This is a genomic window from Streptococcus hyointestinalis (genome assembly GCF_041225505.1).
In the GTDB taxonomy this organism is placed as follows: Bacteria; Bacillota; Bacilli; order Lactobacillales; family Streptococcaceae; genus Streptococcus; species Streptococcus hyointestinalis_B.
Genome location: NZ_JBCLSK010000028.1, coordinates 1 through 26201, shown reverse-complemented (window position 1 = coordinate 26201; position 26201 = coordinate 1). Strand labels below are relative to the sequence as shown.

General features: G+C 44.0%; 22 protein-coding genes and 5 pseudogenes. 22 read left to right on the top strand and 5 right to left on the bottom strand.

What is annotated here, in order from left to right; all coding sequences use genetic code 11:
- Positions 1 to 169 precede the first annotated feature (169 nt).
- A pseudogene (locus AALA56_RS07290) lies at positions 170 to 1078 on the top strand (LysR family transcriptional regulator).
- 4 nt (positions 1079 to 1082) lie between these two features.
- Here AALA56_RS07290 and AALA56_RS07285 read toward each other — a convergent pair.
- Both AALA56_RS07285 and AALA56_RS07280 read right to left on the bottom strand, forming a co-directional pair.
- Positions 1083 to 1367, bottom strand: coding sequence for a GIY-YIG nuclease family protein (locus tag AALA56_RS07285; RefSeq protein WP_164683421.1), 285 nt, complete (start codon positions 1365 to 1367; stop codon positions 1083 to 1085).
- Entirely contained in the window at positions 1348 to 2103 is a 756-nt protein-coding gene (locus AALA56_RS07280; RefSeq protein ID WP_369909424.1) for a tRNA1(Val) (adenine(37)-N6)-methyltransferase, read from the bottom strand. The genes AALA56_RS07285 and AALA56_RS07280 overlap by 20 nt, the downstream gene beginning before the upstream one ends.
- Positions 2104 to 2211: 108 nt before the next feature.
- Between AALA56_RS07280 and AALA56_RS07275 the strand changes: the two genes are divergently transcribed.
- The 5 genes and pseudogenes from AALA56_RS07275 (at position 2212) to AALA56_RS07255 (ending at position 6937) form a co-directional block, all read left to right on the top strand.
- On the top strand, positions 2212 to 2952 hold the full coding sequence (locus AALA56_RS07275) for a lysophospholipid acyltransferase family protein (protein WP_115268954.1): 741 nt from the start codon (positions 2212 to 2214) through the stop codon (positions 2950 to 2952).
- Positions 2953 to 3011: 59 nt separating this feature from the next.
- Positions 3012 to 3221 (top strand): hypothetical protein, encoded by a 210-nt coding sequence (locus AALA56_RS07270; protein ID WP_369909423.1) that lies wholly within the window; start codon positions 3012 to 3014, stop codon positions 3219 to 3221.
- A 3-nt stretch (positions 3222 to 3224) separates the two neighbouring features.
- Positions 3225 to 3685, top strand: a pseudogene (locus tag AALA56_RS07265) (helix-hairpin-helix domain-containing protein); the annotation flags it as partial.
- Positions 3669 to 5906, top strand: a pseudogene (locus AALA56_RS07260) (DNA internalization-related competence protein ComEC/Rec2). The pseudogenes AALA56_RS07265 and AALA56_RS07260, both read left to right, overlap by 17 nt.
- 53 nt (positions 5907 to 5959) lie before the next feature.
- Entirely contained in the window at positions 5960 to 6937 is a 978-nt protein-coding gene (locus AALA56_RS07255) for a Gfo/Idh/MocA family protein (RefSeq protein WP_369909422.1), read from the top strand.
- Between the two features lie 44 nt (positions 6938 to 6981).
- On the opposite strand, the gene AALA56_RS07250 is transcribed toward AALA56_RS07255, so the two are convergent.
- Positions 6982 to 7599, bottom strand: a complete 618-nt coding sequence (locus AALA56_RS07250) for a GNAT family N-acetyltransferase (protein WP_369909421.1) — start codon at positions 7597 to 7599, stop codon at positions 6982 to 6984.
- A gap of 144 nt (positions 7600 to 7743) precedes the next feature.
- Here AALA56_RS07250 and AALA56_RS07245 point away from each other — a divergent pair, with 144 nt between their 5' ends.
- The 4 genes and pseudogenes from AALA56_RS07245 to AALA56_RS07230 all read left to right on the top strand — a co-directional run bounded on the left by AALA56_RS07245 (position 7744) and on the right by AALA56_RS07230 (position 11089).
- Entirely contained in the window at positions 7744 to 8211 is a 468-nt protein-coding gene (locus AALA56_RS07245; protein ID WP_369909420.1) for a DUF805 domain-containing protein, read from the top strand.
- Between the two features lie 32 nt (positions 8212 to 8243).
- Positions 8244 to 9281 carry a DNA polymerase III subunit delta gene (gene holA / locus AALA56_RS07240; RefSeq protein ID WP_369909419.1) on the top strand — a complete coding sequence of 346 codons (1038 nt, stop codon included), beginning with the start codon at positions 8244 to 8246 and terminating at the stop codon, positions 9279 to 9281.
- 77 nt (positions 9282 to 9358) lie between these two features.
- A pseudogene (locus AALA56_RS07235) lies at positions 9359 to 9885 on the top strand (superoxide dismutase).
- 124 nt (positions 9886 to 10009) lie between these two features.
- Positions 10010 to 11089 carry a serine hydrolase gene (locus tag AALA56_RS07230; RefSeq protein ID WP_369909417.1) on the top strand — a complete coding sequence of 360 codons (1080 nt, stop codon included), beginning with the start codon at positions 10010 to 10012 and terminating at the stop codon, positions 11087 to 11089.
- 35 nt (positions 11090 to 11124) lie between these two features.
- Here the strand turns inward: AALA56_RS07230 and AALA56_RS07225 are convergent, their stop codons facing one another.
- Both AALA56_RS07225 and queA read right to left on the bottom strand, forming a co-directional pair.
- Complete coding sequence (locus AALA56_RS07225; RefSeq protein WP_369909416.1) at positions 11125 to 12360, bottom strand: DUF3114 domain-containing protein; 1236 nt, start codon at positions 12358 to 12360, stop codon at positions 11125 to 11127.
- A gap of 263 nt (positions 12361 to 12623) precedes the next feature.
- The gene (gene queA / locus AALA56_RS07220) at positions 12624 to 13652 is read right to left on the bottom strand and encodes a tRNA preQ1(34) S-adenosylmethionine ribosyltransferase-isomerase QueA (RefSeq protein ID WP_369909415.1); all 1029 of its coding nucleotides are present in this window, start codon (positions 13650 to 13652) and stop codon (positions 12624 to 12626) included.
- Positions 13653 to 13799: 147 nt separating this feature from the next.
- Between queA and AALA56_RS07215 the strand changes: the two genes are divergently transcribed.
- From AALA56_RS07215 to AALA56_RS07160, 12 genes and pseudogenes are all read left to right on the top strand, one after another.
- Positions 13800 to 14507 (top strand): glucosamine-6-phosphate deaminase, encoded by a 708-nt coding sequence (locus tag AALA56_RS07215; protein WP_369909414.1) that lies wholly within the window; start codon positions 13800 to 13802, stop codon positions 14505 to 14507.
- A 21-nt stretch (positions 14508 to 14528) separates the two neighbouring features.
- A pseudogene (locus AALA56_RS07210) lies at positions 14529 to 15250 on the top strand (16S rRNA pseudouridine(516) synthase).
- Between the two features lie 131 nt (positions 15251 to 15381).
- Positions 15382 to 15996 (top strand): TetR/AcrR family transcriptional regulator, encoded by a 615-nt coding sequence (locus AALA56_RS07205; RefSeq protein WP_369909413.1) that lies wholly within the window; start codon positions 15382 to 15384, stop codon positions 15994 to 15996.
- A 47-nt stretch (positions 15997 to 16043) separates the two neighbouring features.
- On the top strand, positions 16044 to 16571 hold the full coding sequence (locus AALA56_RS07200; RefSeq protein ID WP_369909412.1) for a hypothetical protein: 528 nt from the start codon (positions 16044 to 16046) through the stop codon (positions 16569 to 16571).
- A gap of 186 nt (positions 16572 to 16757) precedes the next feature.
- Positions 16758 to 17285 carry a GNAT family N-acetyltransferase gene (locus AALA56_RS07195; protein ID WP_369909411.1) on the top strand — a complete coding sequence of 176 codons (528 nt, stop codon included), beginning with the start codon at positions 16758 to 16760 and terminating at the stop codon, positions 17283 to 17285.
- A gap of 71 nt (positions 17286 to 17356) precedes the next feature.
- The gene (locus AALA56_RS07190) at positions 17357 to 17737 is read left to right on the top strand and encodes a DUF1149 family protein (RefSeq protein ID WP_115268987.1); all 381 of its coding nucleotides are present in this window, start codon (positions 17357 to 17359) and stop codon (positions 17735 to 17737) included.
- A complete protein-coding gene (locus AALA56_RS07185) occupies positions 17737 to 18588 on the top strand; it encodes a DegV family protein (protein ID WP_164683405.1) in 852 nt (283 codons plus the stop codon). The genes AALA56_RS07190 and AALA56_RS07185 overlap by 1 nt, the downstream gene beginning before the upstream one ends.
- Before the next feature lie 14 nt (positions 18589 to 18602).
- Positions 18603 to 19370, top strand: a complete 768-nt coding sequence (dapB, locus tag AALA56_RS07180) for a 4-hydroxy-tetrahydrodipicolinate reductase (RefSeq protein ID WP_164683404.1) — start codon at positions 18603 to 18605, stop codon at positions 19368 to 19370.
- Positions 19367 to 20572 (top strand): CCA tRNA nucleotidyltransferase, encoded by a 1206-nt coding sequence (locus AALA56_RS07175; protein WP_369909410.1) that lies wholly within the window; start codon positions 19367 to 19369, stop codon positions 20570 to 20572. The genes dapB and AALA56_RS07175 overlap by 4 nt, the downstream gene beginning before the upstream one ends.
- Positions 20565 to 22436: an ABC-F family ATP-binding cassette domain-containing protein gene (locus tag AALA56_RS07170; RefSeq protein ID WP_369909409.1), complete on the top strand. Its 1872-nt coding sequence runs from the start codon at positions 20565 to 20567 to the stop codon at positions 22434 to 22436. Before AALA56_RS07175 ends, AALA56_RS07170 begins: the two co-directional genes overlap by 8 nt.
- 13 nt (positions 22437 to 22449) lie before the next feature.
- Complete coding sequence (locus AALA56_RS07165; RefSeq protein WP_369909408.1) at positions 22450 to 24186, top strand: ABC transporter ATP-binding protein; 1737 nt, start codon at positions 22450 to 22452, stop codon at positions 24184 to 24186.
- Between the two features lie 9 nt (positions 24187 to 24195).
- The gene (locus AALA56_RS07160) at positions 24196 to 25968 is read left to right on the top strand and encodes an ABC transporter ATP-binding protein (protein WP_369909407.1); all 1773 of its coding nucleotides are present in this window, start codon (positions 24196 to 24198) and stop codon (positions 25966 to 25968) included.
- The last annotated feature ends 233 nt before the right edge of the window (positions 25969 to 26201 follow it).

Below are 26201 nucleotides of genomic sequence, written 5' to 3'. Positions count from 1 at the left end.
ATCCTAAGAAAGTATTAGATTACAAAACTCCCAGAGAGGTGTTATACGCTGGCTAACTTGGACTTGAATTTTGCCCTTTCATTTTCTTATAGTCAAATCTTCAAAAAGTCATAAAAAAATCTTATAACACTTGTCAAATTATGGTACAATAAAGGCGAGGAGAATGCGCATGAATACAAGAGATTTGGAATATTTCCATAAATTGGCAGAGCTGGCGTCATTTACTATGGTGGCGGAGTTTTTTGGTGTCAGTCAGCCAACTATTACCTACGCTGTTAAGCGTTTGGAGGAAGCTTATCATTGTGATTTGGTTATCAAAGACTGCTCGCACCGCTCGGTGACGCTAACAGCTGAGGGCGAGATTTTAGACAATCATATCAAAACCATTTTGATGGAGCTTGAGGTGGCAAAAAAACGATTGAACGCAGTGCTCATCATGAGATTCGTGTGGGGCTTCCACCGATCATTCGTGCCAAGTTGTTGGCTTCTTTGATAGATATGGGAGAGTCGGTTGATTTTATGACGGCTTTTAGTTTGACTCCTGTGAGTGGCTCAAGCACTCTTCTTCAGTATTTGCTGGATGGGGATTTGGATTTTAGTTTGCTAGGCAGTCTGCAGCCACTGGGACATCCAAAACTTGAGATAGCAGAGATTTATAAGCGTCCTTTTTACATTTTTGTCTCTAAAAAAACATCCTCTAGCCACTAAAAGCAAGATTTCCTTTAAAGAGGTCTTAGATGAGCCTTTTATTATGCTAAATGAAGGGCATATCCACTTTGATGCTTTCAATCAACTTAATACCCGCTACAATAACGAAGCGCAGGTGCTGTTTAAGTTTGAAGACCCGCTGGTTATCGGACAGATGGTGCGTGAAAATCTGGGGATTACTTTTTTGACGGATTTTGTGCTCTTTTCACAGATGGAAGGGCTGGTCAAGATTCCTTTAGTTGAGGAGGAGCAGTTTGAGTTTCACGTTAGCTACGCTTACTCAAAAGATTATAGACCGCCTAAGTCTATTAGACGTTTTATGACAATATTAGATCATCTCAAAAAAGAAGAAAAACAACAAACAGACTAGAGAACTAGTCTGTTTGTTGTTTTTGGATGTAGGCGAGTTTATCTTGCCGTTTTTTACGTTTGAAAAGGCTCTCAGCGCTCATCGCCGCTTTTTTATCTGGAAAGCTTTCGTAGTAGAGGAGCTTGACAGGGCGTCTAGCACGGGTGTACTTAGCGCCTTTACCAGCATTGTGTGTGGCAATGCGTCTCTCAAGATCTGTCGTGTAGCCAGTGTAGAGCGTGCCATCTGAACACTCAAGCACGTACATATAAGCGACTGCTTTGTCTGATTTAGTCATGCTTTTCTCCATAGTAAATAGAAAAAATCGCGTCTGTGTAGTCACCATCATCCTTGTGTATAATGAGCGGCGGCAATATCTTCATGCCATCTTGCGAGCCGTCTTTGATAGCTTCGATGAGGAGCATATTGGCGTCTTTGCCAGACTTTGGATAGACAAACTGGATACGCTTTGGAGCGAGTTTGTAGCGTCTCAGTGTATCGATGATTTCTAAAAAGCGGTCGGGACGGTGCACCATAGCTAGTCTGCCCTTTGTTTTGAGCGCTTGCTGGCTGATGGCGCAGATTTCCTCCAGATTAGTTGTGATTTCGTGGCGAGCAAGGAGATAATACGGGCTGAGATTTTTCTTTGACGTCTCGCTGGTCTTAAAATAAGGCGGATTGCAAAAAATCAAATCCACGCTGGAGCGCTTGACGTACTGCAGTAGATTTTTCAAATCATCATTGACCATACTGACCTGCGCTTCAAGCTTGTTAAGCGTGATTGAACGCTTTGCCATATCAGCTAGGCGCTCTTGCAACTCAACCTCAACAATCTGCGCTTTTGTTTGGTGGCTGGCAAAGAGTCCAACTGCGCCGTTGCCACTACACAAATCTACAATAAGCCCTCTTGAGGGAATTTTTGGAAAGCGTGACAAAAGGACGCTATCAACCGAGTAAGAAAAAACAGCCTTGTTTTGGATGATTTTGACATCAGACGAAAAGAGCTGATCAATACGCTCGCCGTCTTTTAAAATAGAATCAGTCATAATCTTTATTATAGCAAAATAGACTGACAAGTACACTAATTTTTTCTTTCTAAAATGCGCCAAGCGTGGTAAAATAAGAAAGACTATGTAAGAATAAGGAGTGAAAACGTGTTCTATACCTATCTACGTACACTAGTAGCTTTTCTACTATGGATTGCTAACGGTAACAATCACTATCACAATCAGGACAAAATTCCTGATCAGTCTGAAAACTATATCTTGGTATCGCCACACAGGACTTGGTGGGATCCGATTTATATGGCTTTTGCGACACGTCCTAAAAAATTCATCTTCATGGCAAAAAAAGAGCTCTTTACCAATCGGATGTTGGCTTGGTGGATTCGCATGTGTGGTGCCTTTCCTATTAACCGTGAAAATCCAGGGCAAGAAGCTATCAAATATCCTGTCAAGATGTTGAAAAAAAGCAGTCGCTCGCTGATTATGTTTCCAAGTGGCAGTAGACACTCAACAGACGTTAAAGGTGGGGTGGCTGTGATTGCCAAGATGGCAAAGGTTCGTATCGTGCCGGTCGTCTACGCAGGACCGATGACCTTTAAAGGGCTTTTGTCTGGTGAGCGTGTGGACTTGAACTTTGGAAATCCCATCGACATCTCAGACATCAAACGCCTCAACGACGAGGGTATCGAAGAGGTGGCACGCCGTATTCAGTCTGAGTTTGATCGAGCAGATAGTGAGAATGCGACTTATCACAATACGAAAAAGCGCAACCCTCTAACCTATCTCTACCGTATTCCGCTAGGGATTGTAGCTATTCTTATTGTTATCTGTACGCTCATCTTTAGCCTTATTGCAAGCTTTGTGTGGAATCCAGAAAAACATCTCAAATAATATCACAAGCAGAACGCAAGTCCTGCTTTTTTTACGGATATAAATGTAGGAGGAATCTTATGTTTGAAATGATTCGTGAGAAATGTAAAGACCAAAAAGTGCTGGTAGCAGCTCTCGTGGGAGTGAGTGGGCTTTTCTTAGCGACTTGTCTTGTGGTTGTTATTGTCATGCGAGCAAAAACGCAGACGACCTTTTCAACGCTTGCTAGCCAGTCAACTAGTCTGGTAGCTTCAAACTCAAGTACAGCGAGCTCGTCATCGTTTAAGTAGACAAGTGGTACGATTGTCGTTGATGTCAAGGGTGCTGTGCAAAAAGAAGGTGTCTATACCCTAAAAGAAGGCAGCCGTGTGTCAGACGCTATCGCAAAAGTTGGCGGACTTAGCCAAGACGCCGATAAAAAATCCATCAATCTTGCTCAAAAAGTGACGGACGAAGCGGTTATCTACGTAGCAAAGACCGACGAAAATATCAGCGTTGTCAACCAAGCAAGTACCAACACAGCTGCTAACGGCTCTGCAACTCCCACAAGCAGCCAGTCCGATAAAATCAATCTCAACACGGCAAGTCTCGAAGACCTCAAAAAATGTCAGGTATCGGTGATAAGCGTGCGCAGGATATTCTCGATTATCGTGACAGCCAAGGTGGCTTTAAATCCGTCGATGAGCTGACCAATGTTTCGGGCATTGGCGAAAAGACATTGGAGAAACTTAAAAATGATGTCACAGTGGATTAAAAAACTACCGCTAAAGCCCATCTATCTGGCTATTTTGCTCCTAGAGCTTTACTATGTCGTCTTTAGCAGGCAGTTGCCTGCTTTTTTGCTTTTAGCCGTCTCCTGTCTTTTTTTACTGTGGCAATATCCTCTGAAAAAAGTCGCTAAGGTCTTTTTTATCTTACTACTTGCTGTTCTCTTTTTTTGGACAAAAGCTTATCAGTCTGAAAAAAGCTATCGTACCGAGCCAGAAAGTCTTGAAAGTGTCGTCCTACTGCCAGATACCATAAAAATCAACGGCGACTTGCTATCATTTACAGCGACGGCAAATGGTAGAAACTATCAAGCTTTTTACACGCTAAAGAGCAAGGAGGAAAAGGACAGCTTTGAAAAACTCTACCAGACGCAGCAGCTGCAAGTCACAGCCAGTCTTGAAGAAGCCACTCCTCAACGCAATTTTACGGGATTTGATTACCGTGCTTATCTCAAGACACAAGGTATCAACCGAGTCTTGAGGATCGAAAAAATCCTAAAGCAAGAGTCTACCTCTGCTGGGACGCCACGTGGTCTCCTTCGAGAATGGCGGCGTTTAGATATCATCCAGTGCACCCACTTTCCAGCGCCTATGCGCCATTATATGACAGGTCTGCTGTTTGGTTATCTGGATAAGTCTTTTGATGAAATGACGGATCTGTACACGGATTTGGGGATTATCCATCTCTTTGCCCTCTCTGGCATGCACGTTAGCTTTTTTGTGGGGCTTTTTCGTAACATGTGCTTGCGCTTAGGATTGAGTAGAGAGCGTGTGCTGTTTGTACAAGTACCTTTTTCCTTTATCTACGGTGGTTTGGCAGGCTTTAGCGTGTCTGTCACTCGTAGCCTCATCCAGCAGCTGCTATCGCAATGCGGTCTCAAGAAGATGGACAATCTGGCGGTAACGGTTATGATTTCCTTTGTTCTCATGCCTTGATTTTTATTGACCACAGGAGGTGTGCTGAGCTTTGGTTTTGCTTTTGTGCTGGCTTTGCTTGATTTTTCACATCTCTCACAAAAGCGTGCTAAATGGGTGAATCTTATCGCCATACCGCTTGGCATGCTTCCGATTATGCTCTTTTATTTTGCTAGCTATCAGCCTTTATCTATCCTCTTGACAGTTGGCTTGTCCTTTCTTTTTGAGAGTTTGCTCTTGCCATTATTGACACTTGCCTTTTTCTTATCGCCTCTTATCCATTTGAGCGCCTTTAACGGACTCTTTCAGCTTTTGGATAAATCTCTAGCTGTGCTGTCACATCTAGCAGGTAAACCATTTGTCTTTGGCACACCTAGTGTTTTTGTACTTGTAGCGCTTTTACTACTGCTTGGCTTTTTGTATGATTATCATAAGCGAAAATGGCTTTGTGGTAGCCTAGTCCTAGCTGTGATAGGTTTCCTTTTTATGACCAAACATCCTGTGGCAAATGAAGTGACCATGATTGACATCGGGCAGGGCGATAGTATCTTTATCCGAGATATCTCTGGCAAGACTCTCTTGATTGATGTTGGTGGCAAGGTCTCCTTTAATCAAAAGGAAGCTTGGCAGGAAGGCAGTACAGATAGCAATGCCGAGCGCACCTTGATTCCTTATCTGAAAAGTCGTGGCGTCTCAAAGATAGACCAGCTGCTCCTCACCCATACGGATACCGACCACATGGGCGATATGGAGGTGGTTGCAAAGCATTTTGCTATTGGTGAGGTGCTTGTCAGCCCAGGCAGTCTCACCAATAACAGCTTTGTCAATCGCCTAAAAGCCATGAATGTCCATGTGCGTAGTGTGCTTGCTGGCGAGGAATTGCCGATTATGAACAGCTCTTTGCAGGTGCTCTATCCTCTTAGCCAAGGCGACGGCAAGAACAACGACTCGCTGGTTTTATATGGCAATTTGCTTGGCACACGCTTTTTATTCACAGGTGATTTGGAAAAAGAAGGTGAAGAGGTGCTGATTGAGCATTATCCACAGTTAGCTGTTGATGTGCTAAAGGCAGGTCATCACGGCTCAAAAGGCTCTTCTAGCATGAGCTTTTTAGAGACCATTAAGCCAAAACTCACTCTCATCTCCGCTGGGCAAAATAACCGCTACCATCACCCACATCAAGAAACCTTGGAGCGCTTGGCAAAGGTAAACAGCCAATTCTTGCGCACCGACCAACACGGTGCGATTCGCTTTATCGGCTGGCAGACTTGGCACTTAGAAACCGTGAGATAGTGGTCAATAGGGCGATATTTTGCTATAATAAAAAGAAAAAAGCGAGAAAAAGCATGACAAAAACTTACAATTGGGCAACACTTGGAACGGGCGTTATCGCAAATGAACTGGCGCAGGCGCTAGAGAGCCGTGGGCAAAAGCTCTATTCGGTTGCTAATCGCACCTATGACAAGGGTCTTGCCTTTGCTGAAAAATACGGTATTGATAAGGTCTACAAAGAAATCGATGAGGTCTTTGAGGATGAAAATGTCGACATCATCTATATCTCAACTCCTCATAATACCCACATCAACTACCTGAGAAAAGCTTTGGCGGCTGGTAAACACGTGCTTTGCGAAAAGTCCATCACGCTCAACAGTGAAGAGTTAGAAGAAGCTGTCGCCTTAGCGCAGGAACACGGTGTTATCCTAGCAGAAGCCATGACCATCTACCACATGCCACTCTATCGTAAGCTCCATGAGCTGGTAACGTCAGGTAAGCTGGGTGAGCTCAAGATGATTCAGATGAACTTTGGTAGCTACAAGGACTATGACATGACCAATCGCTTCTTTAGTCGAGACTTGGCTGGTGGTGCGCTTTTAGACATCGGGGTTTATGCTCTGTCTTTTGTGCGCTGGTTTATGTCTGAGACGCCTAGTCAGGTCAGCTCCCAAGTGAGACTGGCACCGACTGGAGTGGACGAGCAGGTCGGCATTCTCCTCTCAAATGACAAGGGTGAGATGGCAACTATCGCTCTGACTCTTCATGCTAAGCAACCTAAGCGTGGCATGATTGCTTTTGACAAGGGCTATATCGAGATTTACGATTACCCTCGTGGGGAGCGTGCAGTCATCACCTATACAGAGACAGGAGAGCAAGAGGTCATCGAGGAGGGCGAGATGGCTTCTGCTCTTGCCTATGAAGTAGCAGATATGGAAAAGGCTGTCGCTGGAGACACTAGCCGTGTTCATCTTGACTACACAAGAGACGTCATGCAGCTTATGACCCAGCTTCGCCGTGACTGGAAAATGACCTATCCTGAGGAAGAGTAAACGAGCTCTAACAAGAAAAAATCCTTTACTTAAAGTAAAGGATTTTATACTATCTTTTTACGGTACAAAAAGCAAGACAGCGGCACCTTTTTCTTGTTTAGTGTCAGCTCGATAGTGCGCTCTTGGTAGCGTTCAAAGCCACGCTTTTCATAAAATTGATAGGTGCAGAGGGAGTTGGTGTAGAGATAGATTTCCTTGCTAGAGAGGTCTTTTTCAAGAGAGTTTAGCAGGGCTGTGCCGACGCCTTTGACCTTGAGAGTCGGATTGGCAGCTAAAAAGATAATCTCACCGTCTGGCTGATAATGCTCTTTGTAGATATCTAGCATGTCCTTGTTGACCGTGTCGTAGGTGCCTGCGCTGGATTTGAAAAAAGTTTTCTGCAACCAATCAATGGTTTTGCTGTAGGCTTTTTCATACCAGCACTGCCGAAGTGGTGGCTGACCTTTGACTTCCGCTAAAATCACCCCCAGCAATTCATCGCCTTGATAAGCAGCTTTTAGGTGTGTGGCTCTGCTATTTTCCAAATACCAAAAATAGCGTCCGTACAAACGTAGAAGCAGTGGATTTTTGATATATTGGTCAAAGTGCATGCCAGAAATAGCAAAAGAAATAGCTTTGTTGCGGTCTTTTGGATCTAGTTCTTGAATAGAAATCGTGCTCATAGCGCCCTCCTATTTTCCTTTTTTTCTATTATACTGAAATTTTTGAAAAAGGACAGTATAAAGATTTGTGATAAGAAAGAAAAGCATTTTTTCTTTTCATTTTTTCTCATAGTGTTATAATGAAACTAATAGGAGGCAGATATTATGTTAGCAAATTACAAGTCCTTTTGGACACACTATTTAGACTTTAAGGGCAGGACATGCCGTAGTCATTTTTGGATCATTATTTTGATTAACAGCTTGATTAGCCTGTCCTTTTTCTTTCTCATTGCGACCTTAGCTTTTGGGCTTCCTCAATTGCTTTATCTATTAGCCAACTCTGGCAATCTCATACTGACTGAGCAGAGCTTTCAATCCACATGGGCACGGTTGTTGCCACTTATCTTATTAGGTGTCGCTTTTCTTAGCATTTGGTTTTTGTTTATCCTTGTGCCGTCTGTTGCTCTGCAAGTGAGACGTCTGCGGGACGCAGGATTTCACAGTGCCTTTATTCTCTTATTGTTAGGTGATTTTGCCGTCTTTATTCTTCCGCTTGGTTGGATCATTACGCTGGGCTGTCACATCGCTCTTTTAGTTTTTTATTGCTTACCAAGCAAAAAAGAATCCCACTAACCATACGTGGGATTTTTTGGTATAATGAAACCATGATTGCAATTGAAGAAATAGAGAAGCTGTCTACGGCAAATCTCGCTCCTATCACCGTTTTAGCTGGTGATGATCTAGGGCAGTACACGGAGATAAAGCAAAAATTGTTTGAGCAGATCGGTTTTGATAAGAGTGACTTGACTTATTCTTATTTTGATTTGTCTGAGGATAGCTACCAAGAGGCGGAGATGGATCTTGAGAGTCTGCCTTTTTTGTCCGACTACAAGGTCGTTATTTTTGATAATCTCCTTGACATTACAACAAATAAAAAAAGCTATCTTGAGGATAGCTCTCTAAAGCGCTTTGAAGCTTATCTTGAAAATCCTGTAGACACCACACGCTTAATCATTTGTACACCAGGAAAACTCGATGGCAAGCGCCGTCTGGTCAAATTGCTCAAACGTGACGGCAAGGTCATTGAAGCCAGCACGCCAAAAGAAGCAGAGCTTAAAACCTATTTTCAAAAATACGCTCACAAACTGGGGCTTCGCTTTGATAAAGGGGCATTTGAGGACTTGCTCATCAAGTCAAACTATGACTACAGCGCCATTCAAAAAAATCTGGCTTTTTTGACCTCTTATAACAAGACAGGGCTTATCAGCTCTAGCGACATCGCAGAAGCGATTCCTAAGACGCTTCAAGACAATATCTTTGATTTGACACAGTTGGTTATTCTAGGGCGTGTAGATGATAGTTTTGAGCTGGTGCGTGATTTGCGCCTGCAAGGTGAGGATGATATCAAGCTCATTGCTGTTATGCTGGGGCAATTTAGGACTTTCTTGCAGGTCAAAATCCTGTCTGAGCAAGGTAAAAATGAAAGCCAAATAACCAGTGAGCTGTCCTATTATCTCGGACGCAAGGTCAATCCTTACCAAGTGCGCTATGCTTTGCGTGATGTTAGAACTTTATCAACTGCTTTTTTAGCATTTGCTCTAAAGTGTTTGATTGAGACGGATACAGAGATTAAGAGCGGTTTTGCTGATAAGGATTATTTATTTGACAAGGCACTCTTACAGCTTATCACCTACAAAGTATAAGTTTCAGTCAAATTATTTGTAAGCTCTACCTCTTTTCGATACAATGAAGGTACTTTATAGAAAAGAGGAGATTACTTATGGCAATTATCCTACCAGAATTACCTTATGCTTACGATGCTTTAGAACCTTATGTCGATGCTGAGACAATGACTCTCCACCATGATAAACACCATGCGACTTATGTAGCAAATGTCAATGCAGCCCTTGAAAAACACCCTGAAATCGGTGAAGACTTGGTGGCACTTTGGTCTGATGTGGAAAAAATCCCTGCTGACATTCGTCAAGCCGTTATCAACAATGGCGGTGGACATCTCAACCACGCTCTTTTCTGGGAATTGATGACACCAGAAAAAACAGAGATTTCAGCTGAGTTGTTAGCAGATATTGAAGCTACTTTTGGCTCATTTGACGCTTTCAAAGACGCTTTCTCAGCAGCAGCTGCGACTCGCTTTGGCTCAGGCTGGGCTTGGCTTGTCGTCAACAAAGAAGGAAAACTCGAAGTTATCTCAACTACCGCAATGTTCGCCCAGACTATATCAAGGCATTCTTTAACGTTATCAACTGGAACAAGGTTGATGAATTGTACAAAAAAGCAAAAGCCTAAAAAACGAGCCGAAAGGCTTGTTTTTTTAGATAAATGTTACTTAAAAATATGAAATGACATGTTTTTGTAAAATATTTGTCAAAATACTTGCGATTAAAAAAAAATACTTTACAATAGAAGTGTTATGAAAAATGATAGAAAGAAAAAACGGCGTCAAGTTGATTTTATATTTGCGTGTACGATTTTAGGACTACTGTTTTTGATTATTATATGCTTGTTTGTGACCATGTTTCAGCACGCTTCGCAGTCCAAAACTGCAAGTTCGTCAACAAGTAAGAGCACTCAAGTCTCAACAAAGCCATCAAGCACCAAGACAAAGACCAGCACGAAAACCAAGTCAAAAGCAGATAAAGAAGCCGACTTACAGGCAGATTTAGCAGAAATGGATAGTTTAGGGCTGTATTATGACTATGCCAACCTCAGCTTAGAGGAGACGGTGAAAGCTTATATGGCAGAGTTTGGCTTGGCAGAGGACAGTGTCGCCTTTTCTTACAAGGACTTAACAACTGGAAAAACAGCCTCGATGAATGACACCCAGCCCATGACAGCAGGCTCTACCTACAAACTCCCCTTAAATATGCTAGTGGTTGATGAGGTGGCTAAGGGAAAATTATCCTTGACTGAGGCATTTGACATCACAAACACCACCTACGAGTACATCGGTGAGCACAATAGCTATGTGTCTGCCTTTGATGGAACGATGACTATTCCTCAAATGCAGAAGTTCTCTCTCGTCTACTCTGAAAATACCCCTGCTTACGCTCTAGCGGAGCGCTTAGGTGGCATGGAGAAAGCTTACGCCAAGTTTGGACGCTATGGCAAATCCAAAGGAAAGATTAAAACCATCCAGCAAGAAGGCAATAAAACTACAACAGACTACTATATCCAAGTGCTGGATTACCTCTATACGCACCGCAAGAAATACAAGGACTTGCTCTATTATCTTAAAGTTGCTTTCCCTGGAGAGTATTACCGCGGTTTGATTGGGGATGACTTGACGGTGGCACAAAAGCCAGGTTATGTCCGTGAAGCGCTCAATGTTGGTGCTGTTGTTTACGAGGAGAAGCCGTATATCATCGCCCTCTATACAAAAGGTTTGGGCGGAGCGACAGAAGAAAGCACAGAAATCAACGGTGTCGGCTACTATCAGCTCACTCAGCTTTGTTATGTGATTAATGAATGGCACCGTGTCAATATGAATTAAAAACTCATTACAAGCGTAATGAGTTTTTTTGTGTCTTAATGGTTGTTGCTAGACGGTGTGAGGAGTTGTTGGTAAGCTTTGATACGTTTTTTGAAAGCTTTAGCCACAGCTTTTGAGAGCTGTTTAGAGGACTTGCCTTTTCGACTGAAAATGCGATTGTGCTTGTCTTTTTGCTCCTCTAAGCTTGGCTCAACAAAAGTCTCACCGTTTGCTGTCATTGCCTTGGTGACAAAGTGCGGTTCGTGATAGGTAATCGGGGTCACATCCAGTTGGACGTGGCGGTCGTCGTTTTGATTGGCATAGTTAAAGGTAGCGCTGTTGATGATGGCGTTTTGTGTGGTCTTTTGCACATCGGTTGCCACCAAAAAGTCGCCACTTTCAGACAGGATAAACTCACTGTGAAAATGAATGAGCACCTTGAAATTGCTCTCTTTGCGATTGTCAGCGTAGACAGGCTTTAGGACTCCGTTTTTGGTTAATTTACTTGCGACCTTGTTGTGGTATCTGGCAGATTCATTGAGCGTGTAGTCAGAGCTATCCAGCTCAGCGAGGTATTTGGCAAGGGCATCAGCGTCTGTATCGTTTGCAGTCTTATAGTGACGTCTAATCCACTGGGCTTGCTGGCTAGAGATAATGTAGCGAAACTGGTGGAGCTGGATGGCTAGCTTATCATTTTTGGAAAAGTTATCATTAGGATAAGCCGTCTGTGTCAGAGTAGCTAAGTCACTCCACAGGCTGTCAGCAGGCGAGACGCTATCGTCAAAGCGAGCAAGCAGTGCCTCGGTTTGTGCTTTTTGCCCGCTGATGGTTTGTGGCATTTTATCCTGCTGTAAAAAGATAGCTAGCAAATGCTTAGCCTGCTCTAGTTTGTACAGCGGTTGCTGATTTTCAACTCTAGCGAGCTCTGTTTTCCACAGTCTTTTAAAGGTCTGCGTGCCGATGATGTGTGTTTGAGCGAGTACTTGATTAACTGCTTTTTGTGACAATTTGTCCTGCGGGAGATAGCGCAGATAAGCGCCTTCAATTGTCTCAACCGACCAGCCATCCTCTTGCAGTTGCTTGATGGTTGCCATCATGTGCTTACGCATGGACATCTTCTCTAGGATAGGGAGCTTTTGATAGGCTTTATTATGCTTTTGAAAATAGCTGAGCGCATTTTGCGTGCTTTGGTAGCTTTTTTCAAACTGTGAGACACTCTTTTCATGCTGAAAAATGCCAAAACAAACAGCACACAAAAGGATAACACCCAGCAAACGCTTGAGATAAATCATCGCCTTCTCCCTTCTTTCTAATCTAGACTTTTTTATTGTAACACAAGTTGACGGTCAAAAAAAGCTGATAGAGTTTTCAAAAGAGAGTGGGACAAAAATCGGTCATTTCGCAGAAATGCGATTTTGTTGTCCCACCTCCGCAAAGTTGAGTAGGGTTCTAGAAGTTGATTTATCAACGTATTAGAACCCACTCAACCACTGCGTCTAGGGCAAGAGTCTGTAAAAATGAGAAGATGATAACTTTGTTTTTATTCTTTCAAAGTTTATTTGACAAACATAGCGTCCCCAAAGCTAAAGAAGCGGTAGTGCTCGTCGACAGCATGTTTGTAGGCTTCAAGGACAAACTCACGCCCAGCAAAGGCAGAGACGAGCATGACTAGAGTTGACTTTGGCAAATGGAAATTGGTTGAAAAAGCGTCTACAACCTTGAACTGATAGCCTGGTTTGATAAAGATATTGGTCCAGCCTGAGTCGGCTTTGATGACGCCATCAAACTTTGTACCAATGGTCTCAAGGGTACGAATAGAAGTCGTGCCGACAGCAACGATACGTCCGCCGTTTGAACGGACTTGGTTGAGCGTATCTGCGGCTTCTTGAGAGAGCTGGTAAAATTCGGAGTGCATTTCGTGTTCATCAACATTGTCAACAGATACAGGGCGGAAAGTACCAAGTCCAACATGTAGTGTCAGATAAACTAGCTTGACGCCTTTTGCAGCGATTTTATACAGCAAATCTTGGGTGAAGTGCAGTCCTGCGGTCGGTGCTGCAGCGGAGCCATTTTCTTTGGCATAGACTGTTTGGTAGCGCTCACAGTCCTCTAACTTTTCGTGGATATAAGGCGGCAGAGGCATTTCCCCTAGGCTTTCTAGCACTTCAAGGAAGATTCCCTCGTATGAAAAGGTCACGATACGTCCGCCATGCTCAAGCTCTTCCTTAACCACAGCTGTGAGTCTGCCGTCCCCAAAGGAAATCTGTGCGCCCACACGCAAGCGCTTAGCTGGCTTAGCCAGAACCTCCCAGTCATCGTTTTCCATATTTTTGAGAAGAAGAAGCTCGACATGCCCATGTGTGTCGGGCTTTTCACCGTAGAGACGAGCAGGCAAGACCCGTGTATTGTTCATAACGAGCGCATCTCCTGGGTTCAGCTCGTCAATGATATGGTCAAAGTGTGTATCAACCATAGTGTGCTTTTTGTGGTTGATGACGAGAAGTTTTGAACTATCACGCTGTTTGAGTGGCGTTTGAGCAATCAGCTCTTCTGGCAAATCAAAATCAAAATCGTTTGTATTCACGCAAATTCTCCTTTATTTAGTCATGAATGGTGCTTTTTTATTATATCACAAAAAAAGCTAAAGATAGTTGTGATTTTTCTTGACAAAAATTGGTCTATACCATATAATAAAAGTAAAGATTGGTATAGACCTAAAGGAGGTAAGAAGATGAACATTATAAGAGTAGCAGACGCCAAAGAAGGTGGCAAAAAAGCATTTGAACTTTTAAAAGAAAGCATGGCAAAAGGAAGTAAAACCTTGGGGCTAGCGACAGGGAGCACGCCTCTGACTTTTTACAAGGAAATCACAGACAGCGATTTGGACTTTAGTCAAATGACCAGTCTCAATCTGGATGAGTACGTGGGTCTATCAGCTAGTCATCTGCAAAGCTATGCGCACTTTATGGAAGAGCACCTTTTTAAGGCAAAGCCTTTTAAAGCGCACTATTTGCCAAATGGATTGGCAGAGGATTTGACAGCTGAAGCTAAGCGCTATGATGACTTATTAGAAGCTCATCCGATTGATTTCCAGATTTTAGGAATTGGGCGCAATGGGCACATTGGCTTTAACGAGCCAGGGACACCTTTTGATGAGACGACACATGTGGTTGACTTGACCGCAAGCACTATTGAGGCTAACAGCCGTTTCTTTGCTAATAAAGACGAAGTGCCGAAACAAGCTATTTCGATGGGCATTGCCTCTATCGTCTCTGCTAAGCAAATTGTGCTTATGGCTTACGGAAAAGACAAGGCAGAAGCTATCAAGGCTTTGGTCGAAGGTAGGAAAACAGTAGACCTTCCAGCAAGCAGTTTAAAAGACCATCCAAATCTGTATATCATCTTAGACGAAGAAGCTGTTTCTCTTTTGAAAAACTAAGAGATATGCTAAAATAGCAGCATGAGACTGGACAAATTACTGGAAAAAGCCAAGGTTGGCTCACGTGGAGAGGTCAAAAAACTCCTCCGCTCTAGACAGGTGCGTGTCGATGGACACATAGTAACCAAAGAAAATCTCAATGTCGATAGCCACCTGCAGGAGATTACCGTTTCTGGACGAGCTGTTCAGATAGAGGGTGAGTCTTATCTAATGCTCCATAAATCCGCTGGTGTGGTTAGTGCCGTGCGTGACGAAAAACATCAGACCGTCATTGGCCTGATAGCACCACAAGACCGAAAAGAAGGGCTTTATCCGATTGGTCGCTTAGACCGTGACACGGAAGGGCTTCTTCTTTTGACGACCAATGGTCCTCTAGGCTTTCGCATGTTACATCCTAGACACCATGTTGAGAAAACCTACTATGTCGAGGTCAATGGATGGCTAGGAGAAGACGCACCCCATTTTTTTTTGAAAAGGGGGTGTCTTTTTCAGATGGAACACTCTGCCAGCCAGCCCAACTAGAACTTTTGGAAGTTGGACAATCGCAAAGCAGTGCCCGTCTGACCATAAGAGAGGGGAAGTTTCACCAAGTGAAAAAGATGTTTCTCGCTTATGGTGTCAAGGTTACTTATCTCAAGCGCATTCGCTTTGGTCCTTTCTGGCTAGATGACAAGCTAGCTGTTGGTACTTACAGAAAACTGACAAATGGGGAGTGTGACCTTTTAAAAGATTATTTGGGCTAAAATTTGGGCATTTTTACCTGTTGTGCGAAAAATTTTGAAAGAAATTGAAAGTTTTTGGAATATTTCTTAAAAAATATGTTACAATGGGTAATGTTTTAGGTCAAAATTTATTTAGATAAGGAGCACAGACGGTGACGACTGTTAGAAAATTACGAACAAGGCGCCAGATTTATCATGCGGCTGGAAAACTTCTCCAGGACATTCCTTATGACAAATTGAGAGCTACCCAAATCGCAGAAGAAGCTCTCATTAGCCGTTCTGGTTTTTACCTTTATTTCTCTGATAAAGATGCGATGGTAAGCTTTTACTATGACTTTTTGATTAGAAAGGTGACCGCTATCTATGATGCCCACAGAAAAGACGCAGCAGATGTCGATCAGGCACTTATAGAGGTGGTTGCATTTTTACAAGACGAAGAATTATTCGCAGCTCTGCTTGGTGACCACTCAACACCAGTCATTCGTGAGAAGACACGTGAAAATATCCGAATGGTCGCAATGGCAGAGATTGTGGATTATTACAAGCTGCTTGGCTTTGATCTCACAAACATGAGACTAGATAAAACAGAGATGGAGTATTATCAGGATATTATTGTTGATAGTATCATCTCCATTCTCATGTGCTGGTTTACAAGACGAAAAGCAGAGCGTCCAGAGCGTGTAGCGGGTATGATTCGTGAGTTTTTGATTGCCTTTACAGCAGTATCAAGACGCCACTTTAATCGCCAATACCCAAGTGAAAAATAAGAAAGACTGAGTTGTTCAGTCTTTTTGTTTTTTGATATAATAGCTCTATGAAAACAATTCAAGAACTCTACAAAGATTATCCAGAAATCCCATATATCTCAAGCAAGCGTGATTTGCTTGAAGTGAATACCACACCTAAAGTGCCAAAGCGCAACATGATAAGAACTAAGGAAGGCGTTTTGCCAGGGCACATCATCTTGCTGTGGCGGATTCACTTTGGCACTTTTACGACAGAGACACCTTTTTCAAAATACTTTGAATACAGCTATGGTGTCAACGGCGCTGACGCACTTTCCTTTGTGATTGAGGAGGGTTATGTAGTGGTTGAGTCGGCTTTTGACTCGCTTGACCATATCCCAGCAACTAAACTCAAGCAGATTTTAAAAGAAAAGGGTGCTAAAAGGCTGTCCAAAATGAAAAGAAGTGACGTGGACGCTACACTTAAAGAGTTATTAAGCGAAGAAGAGTTAGGGGCTTATTTTTCACTCCGTGGCTTACGCTTAACACCAAAAGGTGAGGAGCTACTCACAAGCTATCCAGAAATCATCGCTAAGCATCCTCAAAAGAAATTCTAACTTTAATCCTTTCTTAAAATATGCTATAATGAGTCTAACTATCTAAACTAAGTCACTAGGTCGACATAAAACTATTTGGACTTGGTGCTTAGTAAAGTTATAGCACAGTGATTGTATGTGCTAACCAAAACTGACAAGTGCTTAGGAGAGCTGATATGACCAAAAAGACTGCCTGTTGGCAGCGTGATGGCTTTACGCCTTCGTTCTTTTAAGAAAGGGGAAGCTGAGAAGTACTATCAAGATTGCTTTACCAAAACTTGCGAGGAAGTGGATTATCTGACGGGAACGACACAGACCTTTAGTCGAGATGATATTATCCGCTATCACAATAGTATTGTCTCAAGTTCGGAGCGTTTTGACTTTATCTTTGTGGCACCAGATGGCACTTTCATCGGTGAAGCTGTGGTGAATGACATAGATGAGCTTGACCAATCGGCAAACTTTCGTATCGTGATTTTTGATAAAGCATACTGGAATCAAGGGCTGGGCAGTTGGATGACGACATCTGTTTGTGATTTTGTCTTTGGTACGGTTGGTCTTCATCGCTTGGAATTAGAGGTTTATTCTTTTAATCCTAGAGCGCAGGCTGTCTATGAAAAGGCTGGTTTTAAGCTCGAAGGGCGTAAGCGTGAGAGTATCAAGACACAGGATGGCTACGCTGATACGCTCATCATGGCACTTTTAGATAAAGAGTGGAAAGCCCTCAAAAAGTAACAAGATTTCTACTAAAAGGTCAGTTAATACCGTTATTACTTGGGAATACCCAGATATAGAGGAGAAAAAACATGGAACTTACCCGTGAAAAAGAATTTGTGAACCAATACCACTATGACGCTAGAAACCTAGAATGGGAAAAGGAAAATGGTACTCCAGAGACCAACTTTGAGGTCACTTTCCAACTAGCAGAGCGTGATGAAGAGGCTGTACGCACAAGTGTTGTTGCTGTCCTTCAGTTCATGGTTGTCCGTGATGAGTTTGTCATTAGCGGTGCGGTGTCACAATTAGTTCACATCAAAGACCGTTTGATTGATGCACCAAAAGATTTTAGTCAAGAAGAAGTTCAAGACTTGGCGGCTCCTTTACTTGATATGGTGCAACGCTTAACCTATGAAGTTACAGAGATTGCCCTTGACCGTCCGGGCTTGAATTTGGAGTTTAACAGTTAATGAAATTAGCTATAATTACTGATAATACAGCGGTACTACCGCAAGAAGTTGCAGACCGAGAGGATATTTTTGTCCTTGATATTCCGGTCACTATCGAAGAAACGTCTTATGTCGAAGGGAAAAATCTGACCATTAGCGACTTTTACGCTAAGATGGCAGCCTCAAAAGACCTTCCAAAGACAAGCCAACCTAGCCTTGCAGACCTAGAAGAAGCTCTAAGCCAGATTGAAAGTGCTGGCTTTACCCATGTTATCGGGCTCTTTTTGTCATCAGGGATTTCAGGCTTTTGGCAAAATATCCAGTTTTTGACAGATGATTATGACAAGCTGACCATAGCCTTTCCAGATAGTCGTATCACTTCCTACCCGCTAGGACGCATGGTGACCAATTGCCTGCGCTTAGCTGAGGATGGCGTTGCTTTTGAGACGATTCTTGAAAAACTCGCTTACCAGATTGACAAGACGCAAGCCTACATCATGGTGGATGATTTGAACCACTTGGTTAAGGGCGGACGTTTGTCAAATGGCGCAGCTATTTTGGGAAATCTTCTCAGTATCAAGCCGATTTTGTACTTTAATGACGAGGGGAAAATCCTTGTTTATGAAAAAGTCCGCACTGAAAAGAAAGCGATGAAGCGCATGCTAGCGATTTTAGAGGAGACAACATCGGCTGGTGCTTGCGATTACGATATTTTCATCATCGAAGGGCATGCGGCGGATAAGGCAGAGCGTTTGCGAGAGACGATGACTGATGAAGGCTACCAAGGCATTGACCTTGTTAGCTTTGGCAGTGTTATCGCCACACACCTTGGTGAGGGAGCAATCTGCTTTGGTGTGACACCAAAAATTTAAAAAAGGAGATAAGGATGCGTATAAAAGTCATTATTGCAGGATTTACAGGACGCATGGGAAGTGCTGCGCTTGATATGGTTAAAAAGGACGAGGAGCTTGAGCTCGTTGCCCTTTTGTCGCCTACAGCTGAAGTGGACGAGCTAGACGGTGTGCCTGTCTATCAGCAAAAAGAGGACTTGGCAGGGATTGATGCGGATGTCTGGGTGGACTTTACCATACCAGAGGTCGCTTATGCCAATACCCGCTTTGCCCTTGAAAATGGCTTTGCTCCTGTCGTTGGCACAACTGGCTTTACAGAAAGCGAGATAGAAGAGCTGATTGCTTTTTCAGCTGAGAAAAAGCTGGGTGGCTTGATTGCTCCAAACTTTGCCATTGGTGCGATTTTGCTCATGGAGTTTGCAGCAAAAGCAACGCAGTATTTCCCAGACCTTGAGATTATCGAGCTACATCATGACCAGAAAAAAGACGCTCCGAGCGGAACGGCTATCAAGACAGCGGAGCTTATCTCGCAGGTGAGACAGGCAAAACACCAAGGTGTTCCTGATGAAACCGAGTCTCTAGCGGGAGCTCGTGGGGCAGAGTACGATGGTTTTCGTATTCATAGCGTGCGCTTGCCGGGGCTTGTCGCCCATCAAGAGGTCATCTTTGGTGCGCAAGGTGAGGGGCTGACGCTTCGCCATGATTCTTATGATCGAAGCTCCTTTATGAGTGGCGTCAATCTGGGTATCAAGAAAGTTGTCACAGCGCAAAAATTAGTTTATGGTTTGGAAAAATTATTATGAAATTAACACACTTGCCTTCTGAATTTCAGAAGGCTTTGCCCATATTGAAGAAAATTCGCTCAGCTGGCTATGAGGCTTACTTTGTCGGCGGAAGTGTCCGTGACGCACTCTTAAATCGTCCTATCCATGATGTTGATATTGCGACCAGCTCTTATCCCGAGGAGACCAAGCGGATTTTTAAGCGGACAGTCGATATCGGCATTGAGCATGGGACTGTTTTGGTGCTTGAAGAGGATGGAGAATATGAGATTACGACCTTTAGGACAGAGGATGTCTATGTGGCCTATCGACGTCCGAGTCAAGTAAACTTTGTGCGCTCTCTCGATGAGGATTTGAAACGCCGTGATTTTACGGTCAATGCTTTTGCCTTAGCGCCAGACGGTGAGATTGTTGACCATTTTGGTGGACTGGATGACCTTGAACATAAAATCCTGCGTGCTGTCGGTGAGCCAAAAGAGCGCTTCAACGAGGATGCACTTAGGATTTTGCGTGGTCTGCGTTTCTTAGCTAGCCTTGACTTTACGCTTGAAGAAAAGACTTTTGCTGCCATGAAGAGCCATGCTCACCTTTTAGAGAAAATTTCGATTGAGCGCTCCTTTATCGAGCTGGATAAGCTGCTTGTAGCTCCATTTTGGAAGAAAGGTTTGCGTGCCTTTGTTGATTGTGAGGCTTATCGCTATCTGCCACAGTTAGACGACCAAGCGCCAGCTTTACTGGCTATGACTGAGGAGATGACAGACACAGTCTTTGTCAGCTCTACTCAGGCTTGGGCAGCTTTGCTATTAGAGATGAAGTGCCAAAATCCGAGAGGCTTTTTAAAGGCATGGAAAACCTCTAGTCAGTTCCAAAAGGAAGTGACTGCTATCATGGCGATCTATGAGCTTCGCTTAGAACAGCCTGTTGATAGGCGGATACTTTACCATTATGGCAGGGACTTGGTATGTCTTGCAGAGCGCTTGCGTGAAGCAAAGGGGCTAGCAGTGGATTACGAAAGCATTGACGCTATTTATAAGGACTTGCCTATCTACGATAAGCACGAGATTGTGGTCAATGGCGCTGATTTGATAAAGCAACTTGGCTTGACACCAGGTCCTAGCTTAGGGGAGCATTTGTCAGCGGTGGAGCTTGCTATTGTAGATGGTGACTTGGCAAATGACAGATCTGCTATTTTAGAGTTTGTGAGAAGGAGACAAGATGAGTGATTTTTTAGTAACACACTTGGCTAAGTCGGTTGGGGACAAGACTGTTTTTAAGGACATTTCCTTTATCGTTCACGACCTTGACCGGATTGGGATTATCGGTGTGAATGGTACGGGTAAGACGACACTTTTAGACGTCATTTCTGGTGAAATCGGATTTGACGGTGATGTGCCGCCTTTTTCATGTCCTAATGATTATAAGATTGCCTATTTGACACAGGAACCTCAGTTTGATGAGACTAAGACGGTGCTTGAGACCGTCCTTGACTCTAGTCTACGTGAAATGCAGTTGATTCGCCGTTATGAGACGCTGCTTGCCCACTATGACGATAGCAAGCAAGCTGAGCTAGAGGCGGTGATGGCAGAGATGGATAGTCTTGACGCTTGGTCCATTGAGAGTGAGGTCAAGACTGTTCTGACAAAACTTGGTATTTCAGATTTGACCAGTCGCATTTCAGACTTGTCTGGTGGTCTTAGACGTCGTGTCCAGCTGGCGCAGGTCTTGCTGGGGGAGGCGGACTTGCTTTTGCTAGATGAGCCGACCAACCACTTGGATATTGATACCATTGCTTGGCTGACGACTTATCTTAAGACCAGCAAAAAGACCGTTGTCTTTATCACCCATGACCGCTACTTTTTGGACAATGTGGCAACGCGCATTTTTGAATTGGCAGATGGTCAATTGACCGAATATCAGGGCAATTATCAAGACTATTTGCGCTTGCGAGCAGAGCAGGATGAGCGTGATGGGAGCACCCTGCACAAGAAAAAACAGCTCTACAAGCAAGAGCTTTCATGGATGCGCACGCAACCGCAAGCCCGTGCCACAAAACAGCAAGCTCGTATCAATCGTTTTAAGGACTTAAAAGCAGATTTAGCAAAATCAACCAACAAAGCAGAGCTAGAGGTCAATTTTGAGACCAGCCGTATCGGGAAAAAGGTCATCTCTTTTTCGCATGTGGACTTTGCCTATGAGACCAAGCCTATCTTGTCTGACTTTAACCTCCTTATCCAAAACAAGGACCGTATCGGTATTATCGGAGACAATGGTGTCGGCAAGTCAACGCTGCTTAATCTCATGACCAAGCGCCTAGAACCTAGTGCAGGTGTGGTGGAGATTGGTGAGACGGTGCATATTGGCTATTTCTCACAGCAGCTGGTGGATATGGATGAGTCAAAGCGTGTCATCAGCTACCTGCAAGAAGTCGCTGATGAGGTTAAGACAAGTGTCGGCACTACCAGTGTGACAGAGCTTTTGGAGCAGTTTTTATTTCCACGCTCAACGCACGGCACTGTGATTGCAAAGCTGTCTGGTGGTGAGAAAAAACGTCTGTATCTCTTGCGTCTTTTGATTGAAAAGCCAAACGTTCTGCTTTTAGACGAGCCGACAAATGACCTTGATATTGCGACGTTGACGGTGCTTGAGCAGTTCTTGCAGCAGTTTGCAGGTCCTGTCATCACGGTTAGCCACGACCGCTATTTCCTTGACAAGGTCGCCAATAAAATCCTCGCCTTTGAAAATGGTATGGTGCGTGAGTTTTTCGGTAATTACACAGACTATCTAGACGAAAAAGCCTTTGAGGCAGATGTCCTTGAAAAGCAAGTGCAGGCTGAAAAAACGACCAAGGTCGCCAAAAAAGAGCCGAGCAAAAAACGCATGTCTTACTTTGAAAAGCAGGAGTGGGCGACCATTGAAGAGGACATCAGTCAGCTGGAGGAGCGTATCGAGGCGATTGAGGCTGAGATGTTAACCTGCGGTAGCGATTTTACACGGCTATCAGATTTGCAGAAAGAACTGGACGAGAAAAACGAGCGCTTGCTTGATAAGTACGAGCGCTACGAGTATCTGAGTGAATTGGAAAATTAAGAAAGGAGATGTTATGGGCTACATTTGGTCTTACATCAAAAAATATCCTAAGTGGTTGTTTTTAGACCTTCTAGGAGCACTTCTCTTTGTTGTGGTTAATTTAGGAATGCCGACCATGCTGGCACGCATGATTGACCAAGGGGTCACCAAAGGAGACGCCAAGGCGATTTATTTTTGGGCTGGTATGATGGCGATTATCGTTGTCTTAGGGATTATTGGACGTGTCACGCTGAGCTATGCTTCTGGGCGTTTGACGTCAACCATGATTCGTGACATGCGAAATGACATGTACACCAAGTTGCAGCAGTATTCGCACCATGAGTACGAAAAAATCGGTGTGCCGTCACTTGTGACACGGATGACCAGTGACGCATTTGTTCTTATGCAGTTTACAGAGCAGGTGCTACGCATGGGTGTGGTAACGCCCTTGATGATTATCTTTAGTATCGTCATGATTTTAGTGACGAGCCCTTCTTTAGCTTGGGTGGTGGCGGTTGCTATTCCATTTCTTATCTGGGTGGTTGCCTATGTTGCTATCAAGACACGTCCGCTGTCTGAAAAGCAACAAGCGCTTTTAGATAAAATCAACCAGTATGTCCGTGAAAATCTAACAGGGCTTCGTGTTATCCGTGCCTTTGCTAGAGAGGATTTCCAAGAAGAGCGCTTTGACACAGCAAATGTCGAGTACACCAACACTTCTAATCGCCTCTTTAAACTGACGGGACTGACTGAGCCGCTCTTTGTGCAAATCATCGTTGCTATGATTATCGCTATTGTCTGGTTTGCCCTTAAACCGCTTGGCGCTGGCTCGTTTCAGATTGGGGACTTAGTTGCCTTTATTGAGTACAGTTTCCATGCGCTCTTTTCATTCCTCCTCTTTGCCAATCTCTTTACCATGTATCCTCGTATGGCGGTCTCAAGTAGCCGTATCCAAGAGGTCATGGCAATGCCGATTTCCATTGACCCAAATGAAAATGGTATCACGGAAACCAAGGAGCGTGGCTATCTTGAGTTTGACAATGTCACCTTTGCTTATCCAGGTGAGACTGAAAGCCCAGTGCTTCACAGTATCAGTTTTAAAGCAAGCCCTGGTGAGACAATTGCCTTTATCGGCTCAACTGGATCTGGAAAATCATCCCTTGTTAACCTCATCCCACGTTTTTACGATGTGACTCTTGGGAAAATCTTGGTTGACGGTGTGGACGTCAGAGAGTACAACCTCAAGGCGCTGCGCCAAAAAATTGGTTTTATTCCGCAAAAAGCGTTGCTCTTTACAGGGACAATCGGGGATAACCTCAAATATGGTAAGGAAGATGCGACGATTGATGACCTGCGTCAGGCAGCTGACATCGCTCAAGCCAAAGAATTTATCGAAAGCCGTGAGGAAGCTTTTGAGACCCATCTAGCTGAAGGGGGAAGCAACCTCTCCGGTGGTCAAAAGCAACGTCTCTCCATTGCTCGTGCGGTGGTCAAAGACCCAGAAATCTATATCTTTGACGACTCATTCTCAGCCCTTGACTACAAGACAGACGCTATTTTACGTCGTCGTCTCAAGGAGGTCACTGGTGATAGCACCGTGCTTATCGTAGCACAACGTGTCGGCACCATCATGGACGCTGACCAAATCATCGTGCTTGACGAGGGCGAGATTGTCGGACGTGGCACACATGATGAGCTCATGAAGTCCAATGCCATCTACCGTGAAATCGCCAACTCCCAGCTCAACCAATCAGCGACTACAGAAGAATAGGAGGAAAATATGAAACAAAGAAGTGTCTTTCTGCGCTTGTGGGACTATCTCAAGCATTACAAGGGAGCTTTGTTCCTTGCTGTTTTCTTGAAAATTCTCAGCGCTGTCATGAGTGTGCTTGAGCCCTTTGTCATCGGTCTAGCCATCACCGAGATTACCAACAATCTCCTTGATATGGCAAGAGGCGTTCAAGGTGCCCACATCAATGTGCCCTATGTCGGCATGATACTGATTATCTACTTTATCCGTGGCTTTCTCTTTGAGGTCGGCTCATACGGGTCTAACTACTTTATGACCAATGTCGTGCAAAACAGCGTGCGTGATTTGCGTCGTGACCTCAGCTACAAAATCAACAGCATTCCAGTGTCTTATTTTGACAAGCACCAGTTCGGGGACATGCTTGGACGCTTTACCAGTGACGTCGAAACCGTCTCAAATGCCCTTCAGCAGGGCTTTCTTAAAATCATCGAGGCTGTGCTCACTATCGTCCTTGTTCTGTGCATGGTCTTTTACCTCAATGCCAAGCTAGCGCTGGTGCTTCTCGTTTGTGTGCCGCTGACTTATTTTGTCTCTCAGTATATCCTGAAAAAATCACAGCCTTACTTCAAACGCCAAGCCAATCTTGTCGGTGATTTGAACGGTTTTGTTCAAGAAAAACTCACAGGATTTAACGTCATCAAACTCTACGGACGTGAAGGAGCTTCAACTAAGGACTTCCAAGAAATCACAGATGAACTACGAGAAGTCGGTTTTAGAGCCAGCTTTATCTCTGGTATCATGATGCCAGTGCTCAATGCCATCAACGACTCAGCCTATCTTATCGTAGCGCTTCTAGGTGGCTTGCAAGTATTAGCAGAAAAAATCACTGTCGGTAACATGCAAGCCTTTGTCCAATACGTTTGGCAAATCAGCCAGCCTATCCAAACCATCACCCAGCTAGCTGGTGTCATCCAAAGTGCCAAGTCCTCTCTTGAGCGTATCTTTGAGGTGCTGGACGAAGAGCCAGAAGTTTCAGAGGTTACAGAGCACCTAGAGTATGATCTTAGCGGTCGTGTCAGCTTTGAGCATGTGGACTTTCAGTATGTCGCTGATAAGCCCCTTATCCGTGACTTTAACCTCGAGGTCAATCCCGGTGAGATGGTCGCTATTGTAGGACCTACTGGAGCTGGTAAGACGACCTTGATTAACCTTTTGATGCGTTTCTACGATGTGACAAATGGCTCTATCAAGGTAGACGGACACGATATTCGCCACTTGTCTCGTCCAGAATACCGCAAGCAGTTCGGTATGGTTTTGCAAGACGCTTGGCTCTACGAGGATACCATTAAGGAAAATCTGCGCTTTGGTAATCTCGACGCCACAGACAATGAAATCGTAGAAGCAGCCCTTGCAGCAAACGTCGATCACTTTATCCGCACGTTACCTGGTGGCTACAACATGGAGATGAACCAAGAGTCTAGTAACGTCTCTCTCGGTCAAAAACAACTCTTCACTATTGCCCGTGCCCTACTAGCGGATCCGAAGATTCTCATCTTGGATGAGGCAACGTCATCCGTGGACACACGTCTTGAACTCCTTATCCAAAAAGCCATGAGTAAGCTCATGGAAGGACGCACCAGCTTTGTCATTGCCCACCGTTTATCGACCATCCAAGAAGCTGATAAAATCCTCGTCCTAAAAGACGGGCAAATCATTGAACAAGGCACTCACCAAAGCTTACTAGCAGATAAAGGATTCTACTATGACCTTTATAATAGCCAGTTTGCTAATCAAAAGGACTAAGATCCGTAAAAGCACTTCCTAGGAAGTGCTTTTTTTGTGGCTCTATAATATCTGTAGTGGGTAGCTCCACCGCAGAGGTTATAGGGCTTTTTGAGTACAGAAAAAATCCCATAAGACTTATAATGAAAAGCGACTAAACCATCATTAGGAGGTACTTAGCCATTAGAGATAGTTTTCCTTTACCGCTTTGTCAACCTATTCGTAACCACAGAGCAGCTATTTTTAAAGGATTA

What these genes read in the sequence shown, in the direction of transcription:
- AALA56_RS07200 (WP_369909412.1), top strand. Translation starts at nt 16,044, where the DNA reads ATGAAAACAATTCAAGAACTCTACAAAGATTATCCAGAAATCCCATAT.
- AALA56_RS07230 (WP_369909417.1), top strand. Translation starts at nt 10,010, where the DNA reads ATGAAAAATGATAGAAAGAAAAAACGGCGTCAAGTTGATTTTATATTT.
- AALA56_RS07225 (WP_369909416.1), bottom strand. Translation starts at nt 12,360, where the DNA reads ATGATTTATCTCAAGCGTTTGCTGGGTGTTATCCTTTTGTGTGCTGTT.
- AALA56_RS07215 (WP_369909414.1), top strand. Translation starts at nt 13,800, where the DNA reads ATGAACATTATAAGAGTAGCAGACGCCAAAGAAGGTGGCAAAAAAGCA.
- holA (WP_369909419.1), top strand. Translation starts at nt 8,244, where the DNA reads ATGATTGCAATTGAAGAAATAGAGAAGCTGTCTACGGCAAATCTCGCT.
- AALA56_RS07245 (WP_369909420.1), top strand. Translation starts at nt 7,744, where the DNA reads ATGTTAGCAAATTACAAGTCCTTTTGGACACACTATTTAGACTTTAAG.
- AALA56_RS07175 (WP_369909410.1), top strand. Translation starts at nt 19,367, where the DNA reads ATGAAATTAACACACTTGCCTTCTGAATTTCAGAAGGCTTTGCCCATA.
- AALA56_RS07170 (WP_369909409.1), top strand. Translation starts at nt 20,565, where the DNA reads ATGAGTGATTTTTTAGTAACACACTTGGCTAAGTCGGTTGGGGACAAG.
- AALA56_RS07185 (WP_164683405.1), top strand. Translation starts at nt 17,737, where the DNA reads ATGAAATTAGCTATAATTACTGATAATACAGCGGTACTACCGCAAGAA.
- AALA56_RS07165 (WP_369909408.1), top strand. Translation starts at nt 22,450, where the DNA reads ATGGGCTACATTTGGTCTTACATCAAAAAATATCCTAAGTGGTTGTTT.
- AALA56_RS07190 (WP_115268987.1), top strand. Translation starts at nt 17,357, where the DNA reads ATGGAACTTACCCGTGAAAAAGAATTTGTGAACCAATACCACTATGAC.
- AALA56_RS07285 (WP_164683421.1), bottom strand. Translation starts at nt 1,367, where the DNA reads ATGGAGAAAAGCATGACTAAATCAGACAAAGCAGTCGCTTATATGTAC.
- dapB (WP_164683404.1), top strand. Translation starts at nt 18,603, where the DNA reads ATGCGTATAAAAGTCATTATTGCAGGATTTACAGGACGCATGGGAAGT.
- AALA56_RS07255 (WP_369909422.1), top strand. Translation starts at nt 5,960, where the DNA reads ATGACAAAAACTTACAATTGGGCAACACTTGGAACGGGCGTTATCGCA.
- AALA56_RS07250 (WP_369909421.1), bottom strand. Translation starts at nt 7,599, where the DNA reads ATGAGCACGATTTCTATTCAAGAACTAGATCCAAAAGACCGCAACAAA.
- AALA56_RS07195 (WP_369909411.1), top strand. Translation starts at nt 16,758, where the DNA reads ATGGCTTTACGCCTTCGTTCTTTTAAGAAAGGGGAAGCTGAGAAGTAC.
- AALA56_RS07270 (WP_369909423.1), top strand. Translation starts at nt 3,012, where the DNA reads ATGTTTGAAATGATTCGTGAGAAATGTAAAGACCAAAAAGTGCTGGTA.
- AALA56_RS07280 (WP_369909424.1), bottom strand. Translation starts at nt 2,103, where the DNA reads ATGACTGATTCTATTTTAAAAGACGGCGAGCGTATTGATCAGCTCTTT.
- AALA56_RS07160 (WP_369909407.1), top strand. Translation starts at nt 24,196, where the DNA reads ATGAAACAAAGAAGTGTCTTTCTGCGCTTGTGGGACTATCTCAAGCAT.